Source organism: Bacillus sp. SG20033, assembly GCF_044570195.1.
GTDB lineage: Bacteria > Bacillota > Bacilli > Bacillales > Bacillaceae > Bacillus > Bacillus subtilis.
In genome coordinates this window covers 3958729-3975394 of sequence record NZ_CP172606.1, presented here as the reverse complement: position 1 = coordinate 3975394, position 16666 = coordinate 3958729, and the positions used below count along the sequence as shown (strand labels likewise).

Sequence of the window (16666 nt, the reverse complement as noted above, 5' to 3'; positions counted from 1 at the left end):
ACTTTTGAGATCACTTTTTTTCGGATATGATAAAAAGTGATAAGGAGGTTTTTGTGATGAATAACACAATCGAAACCATTTTGAATCATCGGTCAATCCGGTCTTTTACAGATCAGCTTTTGACAGCTGAAGAAATTGATACATTAGTGAAAAGTGCGCAGGCTGCGTCTACATCCAGCTATGTGCAGGCATATTCGATTATCGGGGTTTCTGATCCTGAGAAAAAACGCGAGCTGTCCGTGCTTGCTGGGAATCAGCCTTACGTTGAGAAGAACGGACACTTTTTTGTATTTTGTGCGGATTTGTACCGCCATCAACAACTGGCTGAGGAAAAAGGTGAACATATTTCTGAGCTGCTCGAGAATACAGAAATGTTTATGGTTAGCTTGATTGATGCGGCGCTGGCAGCGCAAAATATGAGCATTGCCGCTGAATCCATGGGGCTTGGCATTTGCTATATCGGCGGCATTCGGAATGAACTGGACAAGGTGACAGAGGTGCTGCAAACGCCTGACCATGTGCTCCCGCTTTTCGGACTGGCAGTAGGCCATCCTGCGAACCTTTCCGGCAAAAAACCGAGATTGCCAAAGCAGGCCGTTTATCATGAGAATACGTATAATGTGAACACAGACGATTTCCGTCATACTATGAATACGTATGACAAAACCATTTCTGATTACTATAGAGAAAGAACAAACGGGCAGCGGGAAGAAACGTGGTCCGATCAAATACTGAACTTTATGAAGCAAAAGCCGCGTACGTATTTAAATGACTACGTGAAAGAAAAGGGCTTTAATAAAAACTAAAGCAAACCTCTCCGTCTGGAGGGGTTTTTATGTTTCACGTGTAACATATTCCGACAAATAGGGACAGGCTTTCACAAATAAATGGCGAATGATAGGGGACACTGATAAGCAGTGTGAGCGGCTTTGGAGAAAAAATAGAAGATCAGTGATACGATGAGGATGAGGTGGTAGGGATGGTTTCATTAAGTATATTAGATCAATCTCCAGTATCAGAGGGCAGCAATGCAGAAACGGCCTTACAGCAAACCGTTGCGCTTGCCCAAGCTGCTGAGAACCTTGGATATAAGAGATTTTGGGTTTCTGAGCATCACTTTTCAAAACGGCTGGCAGGGTCCAGTCCTGAGGTGCTAATCAGTCATATAGCGGCGAAAACAAAGCGAATCCGTGTTGGATCAGGAGGAGTCATGCTGCCGCATTACAGTGCTTATAAAGTAGCTGAAAACTTTCGTGTTCTGGAGGGGCTGACACCAGGAAGAATTGACCTGGGGCTTGGCAGAGCACCGGGGGAATGCCGATTGCATCATGGGCGCTGAATGACGGCGGTAAGCGCAATGCTGATCAGTATCCGCAGCAAATCAAGGAGCTGACCATGTATTTGCATGATTTGGCGGATGATAAACACCGTTTTCCGAATCTGACGGCTGCGCCGCATATTGCAACAGCTCCGGATGTGTGGCTGCTCGGCTCATCTGGAGAAAGCGCGTTGCTCGCCGCGGAATCTGGCGCTGGCTATATGTTTGCCCATTTTATCAATGGAGAGGGCGGAGAGGGTACTGTCAGACAGTATAAGAGGCGATTCAAACCGTCTGTGTTAGGAGATACGCCTCGAGCGGCAGTTGCTGTTTTTGTTCTTTGTGCTGACACGGAGGAGAAGGCAGAGGAGCTTGGGGCTGTGCTTGATTTTACACTTTTGGCGGGAGAGCAGGGTATTCCTTTAGAGGGAGTTCCTTCGTATGAAGCTGTTCGGAAAAATACGTATTCTCCTTATGAACAGAGACGAATTGCTGATAATCGAAATCGAATGATTGTCGGTACGAAAGAACAGGTTAAGGAGCGGCTGCTAGCTTTGAGTAAAGCGTATGAAACAGAGGAAATCATGGTGGTGACCATCACGCATCATTTTGAAGATAAGCTCCGATCGTATCGATTATTGCAGGAGGCGTTTGCTGACTGATCTTTAAAAAGCCCTGCCGATTCGGCAGGGCTTTTTCTTATTCAACAGTGAAAGGTTCTTCGGTCAAAACCTGGCTTGACTTGCCTTTGTTTGCGGCATATGCGAGCAAGTAATACTCTCCGGCCGGAAGTTTGGTTCCGCCATTAATCGTGCCGTCCCAGTCAAAGTACTGGTAACCTTTATCTTGGTTTTTATAAATGCCGGCTTGGCCTGCGAAATCAAGGTTGCTGTCATAGACGAGAAACGCCAGCTCTTCCGCTCCCGCAGGAAGGTAGGTTTCAATTTGATAGGTACCTTGTACAGACCCTTCGCTGACGGAGACAGATGTGACTCTCGGATAATCGGGCTCTTTCACAATCAGCAATGTAGGTACCTTAGCGACCGTTTTTCCGCCTTCTCTGACGATAACCGTTCCTTCATAGGTGCCAGCTTTTGTTTTCTTCGTATTGACCTTTACTTTTGCAGTGGCTTTCCCGGTTTGATGTGCCGGAATCACAACACGGCTTGTGCCGGATGTGGAGATGCCGCTGCCATTAAATGAGTATTCCAGTGTGTATGACTTTCTAATGGAAGATTGATTTTCAATCGTAAACGTTTCATTTTTTGTTTCGTTTCCGTTTTCCTTCAAGAACGTGCCGTATGAATAGCTTCCAGGTGAGACGAGCGAATCGGCTTTGATTGCGTTCATGATTCTTGCGCTGCCTGCGCCTTGAGCGTTATGCGGATATACTTCCCCATCGCTATCCTTTAAAGTGACAGCGGTATTCATGATGGCGGCTTTAATCTGTTCAACGCTCCACTTTGGCTTGGCTTGTTTAATAACGGCAACCGCTCCGGCAATATGAGGCGATGCCATGCTTGTTCCTTGTTTTGATCCGTAGCCGTATGGATGGTCAGGATCGTGTGTTGGGATCGTGCTCACGATATTGACCCCTGGCGCGGAAATATCAGGCTTAATCATCCACGTATCCATAACAGGGCCGCGTGATGAGAAATCAGCCACTTGTTCACCGAGCGCTTTTGAGACCGTCAACTTGAATGTTGTTTTTGTCTCACCAGCTTTCAGGGCGCTGACGAGTTTTTCGCCGTCTTCTAATGAAAGCTTAATCGTTGGGACAGACATGCCTGGCACATTGGCTTCAATTTCTCCAGAGAGGTTGTTATACACAACCATGCCGATGGCACCGGCTTTTTTAGCGTTATCCGCTTTATCCACAAATGCAATGCTGCCTCGTTTGACAACGGCGACTTTGCCTGTCAGGTCTTTCCCTTCAAAATCCTTTTCTTCGCCGATTCCTGCTTCGACAAGCTCAATTTCTTTGTTATTGAGCGCTTTGACGTCGTCCTCTTTGTTGTAGCCCATCACTTTTGCTGAAGAGTAGGAGCCGAAAGTGACGGCGTATTCATTGAGCGGCAGCTGAGTCGCACCGACAGAAATCGCTTCTCTTGATGTGCCCGGCGATCCGACTGTCCAGCCGTTCGGTCCGCTGTTGCCGTTTGAGGTAACAGCGACAACGCCTTCTGACATGGCCCAGTCAAGCGCTGTGCTTGTCGCCCAGTCCGGGTTGTTTAAAGAGTTTCCGAGAGACAGGTTCATCACATCTGCCCCGTCCTGCACTGCACGTTCCACACCGGCGATGACGTTTTCCGTTGTGCCGCTTCCGCCAGGCCCTAACACACGATAAGCAAGAAGTGTGGCATCAGGCGCTACGCCTTTAATTGTTCCGTTTGCAGCCACAGTTCCGGCTACGTGTGTGCCGTGGTCAGTCGCTCCGCCCCTCGGATCGCCTGTTGGTGTTTCTTTTGGATCGTAATCATTGTCCACAAAATCGTATCCTTTATATTGTCCAAAGTTTTTCTTTAGATCTGGGTGATTGTATTCAACTCCAGTGTCAATAATCGCCACCTTGATGCCTTTTCCTGTGTAGCCTAAATCCCATGCATCGTTTGCTCCGATATAAGGCGCACTGTCATCCATTTGCGGAGATACGGCGTCTTCGGAGATTGTGACGTCTTTATCCTTCATATTGTCTGTTTTATATGTGACGTTCGGGTACACTGCCTTAACGTCTTTTACCGCGAGAAGTTTTGGAATCTCATTAGCTGGAAGCTTCATAGAGAAGCCTGAAAATACCTGCTCATATTCCCGGTTTACTTTTCCGTTTTTCACCGCTTTGATTGCTTTGTTTTTTGCTTTTGTGCGAGCGGTTTTCAGCTTGCTTTTCGATTGGCTTTCTCCCGCTTCCTTCGCTTCTGCCAAGGATTTTTCTTTTAATTCCACAATAACGGTTGTTTTTTTGCTTGTCGTCATGTCGATATCACCGAATACCTCGGCTTTTTCCAGATCAGCCGACGTTTTTGAAGAAGCCGGAGCGGCCTTGACGCCCGTAATACCTGTGGATAAGGCAAAAAGTAAGACGAAACTTACAAGCAGAAAGCGAATGATTCCCTTTTTCAATGTGTTTCCCCCTTTGTATTTAGAAAAAATGTGAAAGATCTAGTATATATTTCTTGAAAATTCAAAAAAATCCTTGTGTCATTTGGACCATTTATTGGATTTTGTTTGTGTATAAGGAAGGAGTTATACACAGAACCCTGTGTATAAGTGAATAAACCTGTGTATATATATAGTTGGGAATAAATGTTCGTATACAAAATATAGATAGAGTTTGTGGACATGTGGATATCTCTTGTGATTAAGTTGTTCTTATCTTTGGGATAACTTGTGTATAAAGTTTTCAAAGCGGTTCTCCATTTTTCATTTCAATTCTTTCAGCTTTCAACAAAACTTCTAAAAACTAGTTGGTTTTTTCACTCATATTGTGACAAAGAATTCTCTTTCCACGGTCTATCATAGAGTCATGAGTTTTGCTAGAGCCGCTAGTTTGCGAGAAAAGAAATCGGCCGTCTTTTCCTGCGGGCTGTGGCTGAGAAAACGGGCTGCTAAAAAGGCTGCCTGCCAAAAAGAAGCGGAGGGATGTTTTTCTATGAAACGTTTGCTTGTATCTTTACGGGTGTGGATGGTCTTTTTGATGAACTGGGTGACGCCGGACAGAAAAACTGCGGCTGCCGCGGTCTACTCGGCTCAGCGTACATACCAAAGAAAGGCGGCGGTGCAGGCCGCGGGACTTGTTTCGTTTTATGAATGGCGAATGGCTGTGAATGAGGAAGAAAAGCAGAAAGCGAAAGCCGCCCCGCTTTATAAAAGAAGATGTTTGCAAGCCTTCAAGGAATCGCCAAAGCAGGAGAGAGCGGGCCCGCATCTTTACATGGCGGTCAAAAGGAGGTAAAATCCCAGTCAAAAGCAAATTGGCGGGAGAGATAACCTCTTGAAAATCTATAAAGTATTAAACAACAATGCGGCTTTAATAAAAGAGGATGATCAGGAAAAAATCGTGATGGGGCCGGGAATCGCTTTTCAAAAAAAGAAAAATGATCTCATCCCTATGAATAAAGTGGAAAAGATCTTTGTCGTACGCGACGAGAATGAAAAGTTCAAACAGATCCTGCAAACACTGCCGGAGGAGCATATAGAAATAGCTGAGGATATCATCAGCTATGCGGAAGGAGAGCTCGCGGCGGCGCTGAGCGATCACATTCATATCGCGCTTTCCGACCATTTGTCCTTTGCGATCGAAAGGATTCAAAATGGGCTGCTTGTGCAGAATAAATTGCTGCATGAGATAAAGGCGCTCTATAAAAAAGAATATGAGATCGGCCTGTGGGCGATCGGACATGTAAAAGAGACATTGGGCGTGTCTCTGCCTGAAGATGAAGCGGGTTATATTGCCCTTCACATCCATACGGCGAAGATGGATGCGGAGAGCATGTATTCGGCGCTGAAGCATACAACCATGATCAAAGAAATGATAGAGAAAATAGAACAATACTTTAATCGAAAGGTGGATGAAAACAGCATTTCCTATCAACGCCTAGTCACGCATTTGCGATACGCGGTCAGCCGGTTGGAATCAAATGAAGCGCTCCATCGTATGGACGAGGAGATGCTTTATTTCATCCAAAAAAAGTATTCATTCGCCTATCAATGTGCGCTGGAGCTGGCGGAGTTTTTGAAAAATGAATATCAATTACATTTGCCGGAATCCGAGGCCGGCTATATCACGCTGCATGTCCAGCGTCTTCAAGATCTCTCGGAATAACCGCTTTGACTTGCAGGGAGTGATCTCTGGAAGTTTTTTTATTGATCAGGATTCAGTGTGTAGTACATCCAGCCCATCATAACTATTCCCGCGGTCAGATTGCCGAGCGTAACGGGGATTAAGTTTCTGACTGCTCCCATCAGTGTCACTGTATCAGGGTGCTCAATCAAAAGCGAGATGGCGAATGTGCACATATTGGCAATGCTGTGTTCAAAGCCTGAAATAAAGAAGCAGAAAACGAAAAGCATCATGGTAAAAAGCTTTGCTCCTTCCCCTTTGAGAGACATTGGAATGAAAAAGGCGAGGCACACAAGCCAATTGCACAGCATTCCTCTGAAAAACAATTCGGAAGTCGGCGGCTCCATTTTGTGCTCTGCCAAATGAATCAAAAAGGAATGAACAGAAGGCTCCTCAAAAAGTCCCGTCGCGCTGATCAGGATGGCAAACAGAATGGCGCCGATTAAATTGCCGGCATAGCTTGATATCCACAAGTACAGGGTGTTGCGCCAGCTGATTTTTTTCCGGAGCGCGGTATAGGTGAAATAAAAGGTGTTGCCGGTAAATAAATCTCCGCCTCCGTAAGCAATCAGCAGAATAGCGGCCCCGAAAGTGACAGCGGCTGCCGGAAAGGCAAACGGAGAATCAGCCATAAAGAAATAGCTGCCTGTTTTGCTTGCGGCTGTAATGCCAAAACCAATAAACATACTGGCCAAAATGGACCGAAGCACATAACGGATTTTGCTTGAAGCGAATATGTTTTGTTTTTTCAAAGCATACTGTTCAACCTTTTGCAATCCTTGAGTTTCCATTGTCTTTTCCTGCTTTCATTCATGATTGAGCATAGTATAGCATGATATTGTGAAGTGTTTCACAATTAATTTTTACGAATTTTTGTCTACATGTTATATCAAACTATTTAACTAAAAAAATAGTTGACGAAAACGCTGTCATGATTTATGATGAAAGCGTATTCTTAATCTGAATAAGCGGGATTGTGACTGGTAAAGCAGGCAAGACCTAAAATTTGCGTAAATGAAAAAGGATCGCTGTGTCCTTTATTCGTTGGCGAATTTTAGGTCTTTTTTGTTTAAATAAAAGGGGGAGAAATAGATGGATTACAAAGAGACTGCAAAACGCCTCATTGAGCTTCTCGGAGGGAAAGAAAATATTATCAGCGCGGCTCATTGTGCAACAAGACTGCGTTTAGTGATGAAAGATGAATCAAAGATAGATCAAGCACAAGTAGAAGAGCTTGATGGCGTTAAAGGGGCTTTCAGCAGCTCTGGCCAGTACCAGATCATTTTCGGAACAGGCCTTGTGAATAAAGTATTCGATGCCTTTTCTAAAGAAGCTGATATCGAGCGTGAAGAACACGTCAATCATCAGGATGCGGCAAAAGAAAAGCTGAATCCCGCTGCGAGATTTGCGAAAACGCTTTCTAATATTTTTGTTCCAATCATCCCTGCTATTGTAGCCAGCGGCCTATTAATGGGATTGCTGGGTATGATCAATGCGTTTCATTGGATGAGCAAGGATTCTGCAGTTTTTCAGCTGCTTGATATGTTTTCAAGTGCAGCATTCATTTTCTTGCCGATTCTAATCGGAGTAAGCGCTTCAAAAGAATTTGGCAGCAACCCGTACTTGGGAGCGGTCATTGGGGGAATCATGATTCATCCAAACCTTTTGAATCCATGGGGTTTGGCTGAAGCGACACCTGATTATATGCATCTTTTCGGATTGGATATCGCGCTTCTAGGCTATCAGGGAACTGTCATCCCTGTTCTGCTGGCGGTTTATGTAATGAGCAAGGTAGAGAAATGGACAAGAAAAGTGGTTCCGCATGCGGTAGACTTGCTTGTTACACCATTTGTTACTGTAATTGTCACCGGGTTTGTTGCTTTTATTGCGATTGGCCCTCTGGGCAGAGCGCTTGGCTCCGGCATTACGGTTGCTTTAACTTATGTGTATGACCATGCCGGTTTTGTGGCAGGTTTGATTTTCGGGGGCACGTATTCACTCATCGTGCTGACAGGTGTTCATCACAGCTTCCATGCGATTGAGGCGGGGCTAATTGCAGATATAGGCAAAAACTACTTGCTGCCGATCTGGTCAATGGCGAATGTCGCACAGGGCGGGGCAGGTCTTGCCGTCTTCTTTATGGCGAAAAAGGCAAAGACAAAAGAAATCGCGCTTCCGGCAGCATTTTCCGCTTTTCTCGGCATTACTGAGCCCGTCATATTCGGAGTCAATCTTCGCTACCGAAAACCGTTTATCGCCGCGATGATCGGAGGCGCATTGGGTGGGGCATATGTCGTCTTTACACATGTAGCTGCAAACGCTTACGGGTTAACGGGAATTCCGATGATCGCCATTGCGGCTCCGTTTGGCTTCAGCAACTTGATTCACTATCTGATTGGCATGGCGATTGCGGCAGTGTCAGCGTTCATTGCAGCATTTGTCATGAAGATTAATGAGGATGAGGAGAGGAAAAAATGACAGCACATGACCAGGAGCTTCGTCGCCGGGCTTATGAAGAAGTGGAGAAAAAAGAGCCCATCGCTAACAGCGATCCGCACCGCCAGCATTTTCACATCATGCCGCCGGTTGGGCTGCTGAATGACCCGAATGGCGTGATGTATTGGAAGGGCAGCTATCATGTATTCTTTCAGTGGCAGCCGTTTCAGACGGGGCACGGCGCAAAATTTTGGGGGCATTATACGACACAGGATGTTGTGCATTGGAAGCGGGAAGAGATTGCGCTGGCTCCGAGTGATTTGTTTGATAAAAACGGCTGCTACTCGGGCAGCGCTGTCACGAAAGACGATCGGCTCTATCTGTTTTACACAGGAAATGTCAGGGATCAGGATGGAAATCGGGAAACGTATCAATGCCTTGCTGTTTCTGACGACGGGCTGTCCTTTGAGAAAAAGGGTGTCGTCGCCCGCCTTCCGGAAGGATATACGGCGCATTTTCGCGATCCGAAGGTATGGGAGCATGAAGGCACATGGTATATGGTGATTGGTGCGCAAACAGAGAATTTGAAAGGGCAGGCTGTATTGTTTGCTTCTGATAACCTGACAGAGTGGAGATTTCTTGGCCCGATAACCGGCGCGGGCTTCAATGGGCTGGACGATTTCGGATACATGTGGGAATGTCCGGATTTGTTTTCCCTTCAAGGATCGGACGTACTGATTGTTTCGCCTCAAGGGCTTGAGGCTGACGGTTTCCGTTATCAGAACGTATATCAATCAGGTTATTTTGTCGGCCGTCTCGATTATAACAAGCCTGAACTGAAGCATGGTGAATTTACGGAGCTTGATCAAGGTTTTGATTTTTACGCGCCGCAAACACTTGAAGACGATCAGGGAAGGCGGATTTTGTTTGCATGGATGGCGGTGCCTGATCAGGATGAAGGGTCCCATCCGACGATTGACTATCACTGGATTCACTGCATGACGCTGCCGAGACATCTGACGCTTTCAGGCCAGAAGCTGATTCAGCAGCCGCTGCCTGAGCTAAAAGCCATGCGCAGAAATGAGAAAAAAATACACATCAACATGCATGGATCATCTGGTACGCTTCCAGTGGAAAAACCTGAAAGAGCTGAGATTCTGCTGGAAGACATTCATACGGAATCTGGCTTTTCAATCAGTATCCGCGGAACGGCTACGTTTTCCTTCCACAAAGACGAGGGGATTGTTACGCTGGAACGAAAGAGCTTTGACGGAAAAAGAACAGAAGCGAGACATTGCCGCATCATAGATTTGCATACCGTACACATGTTTCTCGACGCGTCATCTGTGGAAATCTTTATCAATAACGGAGAAGAGGTCTTTAGTGCGAGATATTTTCCTTTCCCGGGAAATCATGAAGTAACAGCCAGTTCGACCGGGAAATCTGAAATGAATGTCGGAATTTGGACACTTATGTAGAAAATCCTTCTATTTTCTTATGTGAAATCTGAGTCATCTGTGCTATTCTTCAACGATAACCTACTATTTTTTTCTGTAAAAGGAGTTGTTTTCTTGAATATACATGAACAGAAGATAACACCGGAATGTTTGGAAAAGGCTGCTAACCAAGTTGAAGATAAGCGGGAAGAATATAAGGATGTGCTGCTTCAGCTGAAAAAAATGCTTGGTGGAACAACGCCGCACAGTGAAACGGCGGAAATTCTCACGCGGGCATATGAACAAATGAAGGAATATGCACTTTTTGTTCAGTCGATAGAAACATTTTTGAGGAAATCTGCAAACAATTTAAAAATCAAATAAACAGGCTGCCGACGGGATCGGCAGTTTTTTCTGTGAAAAGTCTTCGGTGATTTAAAAAGGGCTGCCTCTTTGTTAGGCAGCCCCTTTTGTTTATGATTGTTGATTCAGGCGCAGTGCAGAATGCTTCGTAGGACCAACATACTGGTTTAGCGGGAAGGATTCTTTAATAGCCGCTGTGATGAATTCTTTCGCTGCGTAAATGGCTTCTTTGACTTCCGCACCTTTGGCAAGCTCCGCTGTCACGGCTGCTGAGAATGTACAGCCTGCGCCATGTGTATGAGACGTATCGATCATTTCGCTTTCAAGGACTTCCGCTGTTTCTCCGTCATAGAGAACATCAACGGCTTTCTCATGTTTGAGTTTGCCTCCGCCTGTAATGACGACATATTGAGCGCCGAGTGCGTGAATTTTTTTCGCGGCTTCGATCATATCGTCAACTGTTTTTAGTTCATCCATGCCGCTGAGCTGGCTGGCTTCAAACAAGTTTGGCGTAATGACAGTGGCTAGCGGAGCCAATTGCTCACGCAGGGCTTGGGCGTGCTCCGGATAAAGGACTTCATTAGCACCTTTGCAAACCATAACCGGGTCAATTACCACATTTTTTAATTGTTTTTCTTTGATCGTTTTTGCCGCAAGCTCGATAATATCAACGGTTGGCAGCATTCCTGTTTTCATGGCGTCCACACCGATGCCGTCCGTAATTGTTGCAAGCTGGGCGCGGATTGTATCAGTATCGATCGGGAATACCTGATGGTCCCAGCTGTTGTTTGGGTCCATCGCAACGATCACCGTTAAGGCGGTCATCCCGTATACGTTTTTTTCTTGAAATGTTTTTAAATCAGCTTGAATCCCAGCACCGCCGCTGGAATCTGAGCCGGCAATGGTGAGTGCTTTGTGCATAGACATGTCTTGAACCTCCATCGTGTTTTGTCTTTCATTATAGTTAGATTTTCTCTGTATCACAATATAGAAGGCTTAGCAATTCATCTAGTATTTTCATTAGCACCTTATCCTGTTTCAGTAGGATATTCCCACTGATCTCCCGTCCAATATATGTTTTAATAGTACATGACTATGAAAATGAGAAGGAGAGCATCATGAAGATTTCTATCGTAATTGTGACCTATAATCGGATTCCGGCTTTGTGTGAGCTTTTGGAGTCGATTTCCCGCCAGACCTTGAAGCCGTATGAAATTATTATTGTGAATGATGCCGGGGAATCGGTCGTGCCGGTCAAAGCACTGTATCCGGAGCTGCCGATTGCTGTCATCAATTTAGAAAAGAACTCGGGGCATGTGGCTGCGAGAAATGCCGGTGTAAAAGAGGCGTCTGGCGATTGCATTATGCTGTGTGATGACGATGATTTCTTTACGCCAGGGCATATCGAGAAAATGGCAAAGGAAATAGAAACGGCAGACTTCGTTCATTCTGATGCGGAAATAGTTTCGTTTGAAGAGAAAAACGGAACAAGATATCCAGTGTCACGGAAATTGTTTGCTTACACCGCTGACTATGAGGATATGAGAGTGTTTTCTACATACGTGCCGTCGGGCAGCATGTACAGACGTTTTCTGCATGATGAAATCGGGTATTTCGATGCTGATGTGCACAATTACTGGGATTGGGATTTTTATCTGCGCGCGGCCAAGGATTACCGGGTGAAGCGTGTCCCTTGCGCCAGTGTGATTTATGCCTTCAGTGACGCGGGAGACAATCAGTCTGCGGACCTTGGCGCCAAGCGGAAGCAATATTTGGATCGTTTAAGTGAAAAGCACGGACTCGGGGAGCTGCCGACGAAAAACTTTGCCGTCCTGCTTGAAGAGCCTGAGATGAAGAGGCGGGAAGCAAAAAGTGAAATGGTTTGGGATGGCGAGCCTGTCTATTCCAGACTTCATCGTTCGTAAGGGGGCCTGAATCTTGAAACAGCTTTTACAAGACAGCTGGTGGAATCAGCTAAAGGAAGAGTTTGAGAAACCGTATTATCAAGAGCTCAGAGAAATGCTGAAGCGGGAATACGCGGAGCAAACGATTTATCCGGACAGCCGGGATATTTTCAATGCGCTGCATTATACATCATATGATGATGTCAAGGTCGTCATTCTGGGACAAGATCCGTATCACGGGCCGGGACAGGCTCAAGGTTTAAGCTTCTCTGTCAAGCCCGGTGTAAAGCAGCCGCCTTCGTTAAAAAATATTTTTCTTGAACTGCAGCAGGACATCGGGTGCAGCATCCCGAATCACGGGTCGCTTGTGAGCTGGGCAAAGCAAGGCGTTCTTTTGCTGAATACTGTGCTGACAGTAAGGCGCGGACAGGCGAATTCCCATAAGGGAAAAGGCTGGGAGCGACTGACGGACCGAATTATTGACGTGCTGAATGAAAGGGAGCAGCCGGTTATCTTTATTTTATGGGGACGGCATGCCCAAATGAAAAAAGAACGGATCGACACGTCCAAGCATTTTATCATTGAATCGACGCATCCCAGCCCGTTTTCGGCGAGAAACGGATTTTTCGGGAGCAGACCGTTTTCCCGGGCGAATGCCTATTTGGAGAAAATGGGAGAGGCGCCGATTGATTGGTGTATTAAGGATTTGTAAAAAGCGCAGGTGATCTGCGCTTTTTTATTTGAGTATTTTTCGAATCATTCGCAGCCCGTTTTTGGAGGAAGGATAACGAAATGCGAAGTCGAAGCGGTTCGTTTGTTTGACGACGCTTTTTTTGTGCGTGAATGTGTTAAAACTGTCAAACCCGTGATAGCTGCCGATGCCGCTTTCCCCCACGCCGCCGAATGGCAAATACGGCGTCGCCACATGCATTAACGTATCATTGACACAGCCCCCGCCAAACGACAGATTTCCTAAAACAGCGCGCTCAATTTCTTTGTTTGTGGTGAAGAGATACAGGGCGAGCGGCTTAGGGCGCGATTGGACTTTTTCAATGACTTCCCCGATATTGCGGTATGTAAAGAGCGGAAGAATCGGCCCGAAAATTTCCTCCTGCATCACTGGAGAGTCATCTCTCACTTGTTCGAGAATGGTCGGCGCAATTTTGTGATGATTGGGATCAGATTGTCCGCCTGTGAGTGGGATGCCGTCATTCAGAAAGCTGAGCAGCCGCTGATAGTGCCGTTCACTGACGATTTTGCCGTACTGCGGATTCCGTTCCGGCTGAGGGCCGTAAAATTCTCTGATCGCACGCTTCATTTCTTCTGTGAGCTTCGTTTTGATGTCCTCGTGGACAAATAAATAATCCGGTGCGATGCAGGTTTGTCCCGCATTTGTAAATTTCCCGAAGACGATGCGTTTGGCGGCAAGCTGAATGTCAGCATCTTTATGGACGATGCAGGGACTTTTGCCGCCGAGCTCCAAGGTTACGGGAATTAATTGTTTGGCGGCGGCCTCCATGACGATTTTTCCCACGGCTACGCTGCCTGTAAAGAAAATGTAGTCAAAGGGCTGCTGTAATAATGCTGTGCTGACGTCGGGCCCGCCTTCTGCCATAGCGACATAATCGGTCGGAAAAACGCTGCTGATGAGTTTCGAAAGTGCAGCGGAAACAGCCGGCGTATATTCCGATGGCTTGAGAACGACCGTGTTCCCCGCCGCAATGGCTCCAATCAACGGAGAAAGCGCCAGCTGCAAGGGATAGTTCCAAGGCGCAATCACCAAAACGGTTCCATACGGCTCAGGGATGATGATGCTTTTGGAGCCTAGATGAGTCAGCGGCGTTTTGACTCGTTTCGGCTTGGACCATTTTCTCAGCCGTTTCATGACAAAGCTGATTTCCTCCAAGACGATTCCGATTTCTGTTGAGTATGCTTCTTGCTCGGATTTATGGAGATCCTGGTAGAGAGCGGCTATGAGATCGGCTTCATGAGTTCTGACGGCTTGTTTCAGCTTTCGCAAAATGTTCAGTCTCGATTCAAGCGGTCTCGTATGTCCCGCCGCAAAATAGGCTTTATGCTTGCTGATGATAGAGGGGATGCTGTTCATTCCGTTTCTCCTTTTTGTAAGGTATGGTGATTTATTATGTGAAAAATCTCTTCTGCTTGTCAATCGCGCAAGGTTTGTCAGAAAAAATAACAAACTCATATCTGCGTTTACAGCAGGAATTTGATAAAATGCAGGAAGACAACATTTATTTTTTTGGAGGGTGCTTCATGAACATTCATATATCTGCATTAATTCAAAAGATGGAAGAGGAGCTGAAAAAAGCAAAAACAGCTGAACGGGATGAGGAGCTGAAGCGTTATGTAGCGGTTGTCCGTTCTCTGTGTGATGTCGTGCTTGATCAGCCGGAGAACGTGAGCGCGCCCCGCATACAGCCGAGCGTTACGCCAAGTCCTGCCGCGCCGCCATCGACAGACCAGCTGATGATGGAAAAAATGATGGGGAGCGCGGGATTAAACAAATTTCGAAAGCAAGAAAAAGAGAAGCAGGAAGAGGATGGAAACGGAGAGTCTTTATTTGATTTTTAAAGAGAGAGGTTGAGCTTACGTGAAATTGGTTCTTGGCGCGCTGCAATGGACAGCGTTTATCATTGCTGCGGCGATAGTTGTTCCGGTGGCGGTTGCCCAGTCGTTTCATCTGGATCACTCAGATTCTGCAAGATTGATTCAAAGCACTTTTTTTGTACTGGGAATTGCCGCCGTCATTCAGTGTTTGAAAGGCCACAGACTGCCGATTAATGAAAGCCCAGCCGGCTTGTGGTGGGGAGTGTATACGATCTACGCAGGGCTGACGGGAACTGTGTTTGCGACATATGGAGACACACTGCGGGGTTTGCAGGGAGCTCTTCTTGTAAGCGCTGTATGTTTCTTTTTGTTAAGTGTTTTCAAGGTCATTGACAGACTTGCAAAATTGTTTACTCCGGTTGTAACGGGCGTCTATTTATTGCTTCTTGTCATGCAGCTGAGTCAGCCCATTATAAAAGGAATTCTCGGAATCGGTTATCGACAGGACGGGGTGGACGGTCTTGTATTTGGCCTGGCGCTTGTTGTGATCGCAGCCGCCTTTATAATGACAAATTCGAACATCATGTTTTTTAAGCAATATTCTATTTTATTAGCCTTGTTCGGCGGATGGGTGCTGTTTGCGGCTGCCGGAGCGGCAAAGCCGATTGAAATGCCGGACCGGCTGTTTCAGCTGCCTTCCCTGTTTCTTTTTGGGACACCATTATTTAACAGCGGCCTGATCATCACTTCTATTTTTATTACCATCTTGCTGATCGTGAATATGCTGGCGAGCATGAAGGTCGTGGACATCGCCGTGAAAAAATTCAGCAAACAGCCTGATGGAAAGCATCATGAACGCCATGCCGGTTTTGCCGCTTCATTCAGCCATCTGCTTAGCGGTTTGACGGGAGCCATTGCGCCTGTTCCGATTTCGGGAGCCGCAGGTTTTATTGAAACGACCAAAATGCCTTCTAAAAAACCGTTTATGCTCGGCAGTATTCTGGTTATCGTGATCAGCGTGATCCCGTTTTTTATGAATACGTTTGCGAGCCTGCCGTCACCCGTTGGATTTGCGGTGAATTTTGTTGTGTTCTCCGCAATGGGCGGTCTGGCCTTTGCCGAATTTGATTCATATGAGAAAGAAGAATCAAAAAGGGTGAGGTCTATCATCGGCATCTCGCTGCTGACAGGGGTCGGTATCATGTTTGTTCCTGAAACTGCGTTAAAGGGATTGCATCCGGTATTTATTTCTCTATTAAGCAACGGGCTCGTATTAGGTACGCTTGCTGCAATAGCGGCTGACCAGTTCCAGCTTTGGCGCAGGAGAAAATCCGACAATCTCGTGTCAACGGAGAACAAACATTGAATTTTGGTGCAGGTGCGATAAGATAAATGATATGAGTTTAACGAAAAGGCGGGAGAGATAGATGAAAGTTTTTATCATATTAGGGGCCATTAACGCCCTGCTTGCCGTGGGACTCGGAGCATTCGGCGCTCACGGATTAGAAGGGAAAATACCTGATAAATATCTTCAGGTTTGGCACACAGGCGTGCAGTATCATATGTATCACGCCCTTGGGTTATTCGTTGTCGCGTTTCTGGCTGATAAATTATCCGGCATAGGCAGTGTCACAACAGCCGGATGGCTGATGTTTGCGGGAATTGTGCTGTTTTCCGGAAGCTTATATATTCTAAGTGTGACGCAAATCTCCATTCTTGGAGCGATCACCCCGCTCGGCGGTGTGGCGTTTATTATTTCTTGGATTATGATCGTTGTCGCAGCCGTCAAATATCTATAAAC

The 16666-nt window shown here is 46.3% G+C and carries 15 protein-coding genes and 1 pseudogene; 12 read left to right on the top strand and 4 right to left on the bottom strand.

Annotated elements, in window-relative coordinates:
* The first annotated feature begins 56 nt into the window (after positions 1-56).
* Both nfsA and ACFVP7_RS20865 read left to right on the top strand, forming a co-directional pair.
* On the top strand, positions 57-806 hold the full coding sequence (gene nfsA / locus ACFVP7_RS20870; RefSeq protein WP_014478349.1) for an oxygen-insensitive NADPH nitroreductase: 750 nt from the start codon (positions 57-59) through the stop codon (positions 804-806).
* A 173-nt stretch (positions 807-979) separates the two neighbouring features.
* Positions 980-1980: pseudogene (locus ACFVP7_RS20865) on the top strand (LLM class flavin-dependent oxidoreductase).
* Between the two features lie 37 nt (positions 1981-2017).
* Here the strand turns inward: ACFVP7_RS20865 and vpr are convergent.
* Positions 2018-4438, bottom strand: coding sequence for a serine protease Vpr (gene vpr, locus ACFVP7_RS20860; RefSeq protein WP_172850186.1), 2421 nt, complete (start codon positions 4436-4438; stop codon positions 2018-2020).
* 529 nt (positions 4439-4967) lie between these two features.
* Here vpr and ACFVP7_RS20855 point away from each other — a divergent pair.
* Together ACFVP7_RS20855 and sacT are read left to right on the top strand one after the other, a co-directional pair.
* Positions 4968-5270 (top strand): hypothetical protein, encoded by a 303-nt coding sequence (locus tag ACFVP7_RS20855; protein WP_082248722.1) that lies wholly within the window; start codon positions 4968-4970, stop codon positions 5268-5270.
* Between the two features lie 39 nt (positions 5271-5309).
* Positions 5310-6140, top strand: a complete 831-nt coding sequence (gene sacT / locus ACFVP7_RS20850) for a sac operon transcriptional antiterminator SacT (protein WP_396582835.1) — start codon at positions 5310-5312, stop codon at positions 6138-6140.
* A gap of 38 nt (positions 6141-6178) precedes the next feature.
* On the opposite strand, the gene ACFVP7_RS20845 is transcribed toward sacT, so the two are convergent.
* Complete coding sequence (locus ACFVP7_RS20845; protein WP_396582833.1) at positions 6179-6949, bottom strand: formate/nitrite transporter family protein; 771 nt, start codon at positions 6947-6949, stop codon at positions 6179-6181.
* A 301-nt stretch (positions 6950-7250) separates the two neighbouring features.
* Here ACFVP7_RS20845 and scrA point away from each other — a divergent pair, with 301 nt between their 5' ends.
* The 3 genes from scrA to ACFVP7_RS20830 all read left to right on the top strand — a co-directional run bounded on the left by scrA (position 7251) and on the right by ACFVP7_RS20830 (position 10414).
* Complete coding sequence (gene scrA / locus ACFVP7_RS20840; RefSeq protein ID WP_232566865.1) at positions 7251-8636, top strand: PTS system sucrose transporter subunit IIBC; 1386 nt, start codon at positions 7251-7253, stop codon at positions 8634-8636.
* Positions 8633-10072: a sucrose-6-phosphate hydrolase gene (gene sacA / locus ACFVP7_RS20835; RefSeq protein ID WP_396582831.1), complete on the top strand. Its 1440-nt coding sequence runs from the start codon at positions 8633-8635 to the stop codon at positions 10070-10072. The genes scrA and sacA overlap by 4 nt, the downstream gene beginning before the upstream one ends.
* A 93-nt stretch (positions 10073-10165) precedes the next feature.
* A complete protein-coding gene (locus ACFVP7_RS20830; RefSeq protein WP_003243437.1) occupies positions 10166-10414 on the top strand; it encodes a hypothetical protein in 249 nt (82 codons plus the stop codon).
* Positions 10415-10504: 90 nt separating this feature from the next.
* Here the strand turns inward: ACFVP7_RS20830 and ACFVP7_RS20825 are convergent, their stop codons facing one another.
* On the bottom strand, positions 10505-11320 hold the full coding sequence (locus tag ACFVP7_RS20825; RefSeq protein WP_396582829.1) for a bifunctional hydroxymethylpyrimidine kinase/phosphomethylpyrimidine kinase: 816 nt from the start codon (positions 11318-11320) through the stop codon (positions 10505-10507).
* A gap of 191 nt (positions 11321-11511) precedes the next feature.
* Here ACFVP7_RS20825 and ACFVP7_RS20820 point away from each other — a divergent pair, with 191 nt between their 5' ends.
* Together ACFVP7_RS20820 and ACFVP7_RS20815 are read left to right on the top strand one after the other, a co-directional pair.
* Positions 11512-12318 carry a glycosyltransferase family 2 protein gene (locus ACFVP7_RS20820; protein WP_015250953.1) on the top strand — a complete coding sequence of 269 codons (807 nt, stop codon included), beginning with the start codon at positions 11512-11514 and terminating at the stop codon, positions 12316-12318.
* A gap of 13 nt (positions 12319-12331) precedes the next feature.
* On the top strand, positions 12332-13009 hold the full coding sequence (locus ACFVP7_RS20815) for a uracil-DNA glycosylase (protein WP_015384978.1): 678 nt from the start codon (positions 12332-12334) through the stop codon (positions 13007-13009).
* A 24-nt stretch (positions 13010-13033) separates the two neighbouring features.
* Here the strand turns inward: ACFVP7_RS20815 and ACFVP7_RS20810 are convergent, their stop codons facing one another.
* Positions 13034-14404: an aldehyde dehydrogenase gene (locus tag ACFVP7_RS20810; RefSeq protein WP_125121068.1), complete on the bottom strand. Its 1371-nt coding sequence runs from the start codon at positions 14402-14404 to the stop codon at positions 13034-13036.
* A gap of 167 nt (positions 14405-14571) precedes the next feature.
* On the opposite strand from ACFVP7_RS20810, the gene ACFVP7_RS20805 reads away from it, so the two are divergent.
* The 3 genes from ACFVP7_RS20805 to ACFVP7_RS20795 all read left to right on the top strand — a co-directional run bounded on the left by ACFVP7_RS20805 (position 14572) and on the right by ACFVP7_RS20795 (position 16664).
* On the top strand, positions 14572-14889 hold the full coding sequence (locus ACFVP7_RS20805) for a YwdI family protein (protein ID WP_014481255.1): 318 nt from the start codon (positions 14572-14574) through the stop codon (positions 14887-14889).
* 19 nt (positions 14890-14908) lie between these two features.
* A complete protein-coding gene (locus tag ACFVP7_RS20800) occupies positions 14909-16231 on the top strand; it encodes a purine/pyrimidine permease (RefSeq protein WP_396582826.1) in 1323 nt (440 codons plus the stop codon).
* A gap of 61 nt (positions 16232-16292) precedes the next feature.
* On the top strand, positions 16293-16664 hold the full coding sequence (locus ACFVP7_RS20795) for a DUF423 domain-containing protein (protein ID WP_003227446.1): 372 nt from the start codon (positions 16293-16295) through the stop codon (positions 16662-16664).
* The last annotated feature ends 2 nt before the right edge of the window (positions 16665-16666 follow it).

What these genes read in the sequence shown, in the direction of transcription:
- nfsA (WP_014478349.1), top strand. Translation starts at nt 57, where the DNA reads ATGAATAACACAATCGAAACCATTTTGAATCATCGGTCAATCCGGTCT.
- ACFVP7_RS20855 (WP_082248722.1), top strand. Translation starts at nt 4,968, where the DNA reads ATGAAACGTTTGCTTGTATCTTTACGGGTGTGGATGGTCTTTTTGATG.
- ACFVP7_RS20845 (WP_396582833.1), bottom strand. Translation starts at nt 6,949, where the DNA reads ATGGAAACTCAAGGATTGCAAAAGGTTGAACAGTATGCTTTGAAAAAA.
- scrA (WP_232566865.1), top strand. Translation starts at nt 7,251, where the DNA reads ATGGATTACAAAGAGACTGCAAAACGCCTCATTGAGCTTCTCGGAGGG.
- sacA (WP_396582831.1), top strand. Translation starts at nt 8,633, where the DNA reads ATGACAGCACATGACCAGGAGCTTCGTCGCCGGGCTTATGAAGAAGTG.
- ACFVP7_RS20825 (WP_396582829.1), bottom strand. Translation starts at nt 11,320, where the DNA reads ATGTCTATGCACAAAGCACTCACCATTGCCGGCTCAGATTCCAGCGGC.
- ACFVP7_RS20820 (WP_015250953.1), top strand. Translation starts at nt 11,512, where the DNA reads ATGAAGATTTCTATCGTAATTGTGACCTATAATCGGATTCCGGCTTTG.
- ACFVP7_RS20810 (WP_125121068.1), bottom strand. Translation starts at nt 14,404, where the DNA reads ATGAACAGCATCCCCTCTATCATCAGCAAGCATAAAGCCTATTTTGCG.
- ACFVP7_RS20805 (WP_014481255.1), top strand. Translation starts at nt 14,572, where the DNA reads ATGAACATTCATATATCTGCATTAATTCAAAAGATGGAAGAGGAGCTG.
- ACFVP7_RS20795 (WP_003227446.1), top strand. Translation starts at nt 16,293, where the DNA reads ATGAAAGTTTTTATCATATTAGGGGCCATTAACGCCCTGCTTGCCGTG.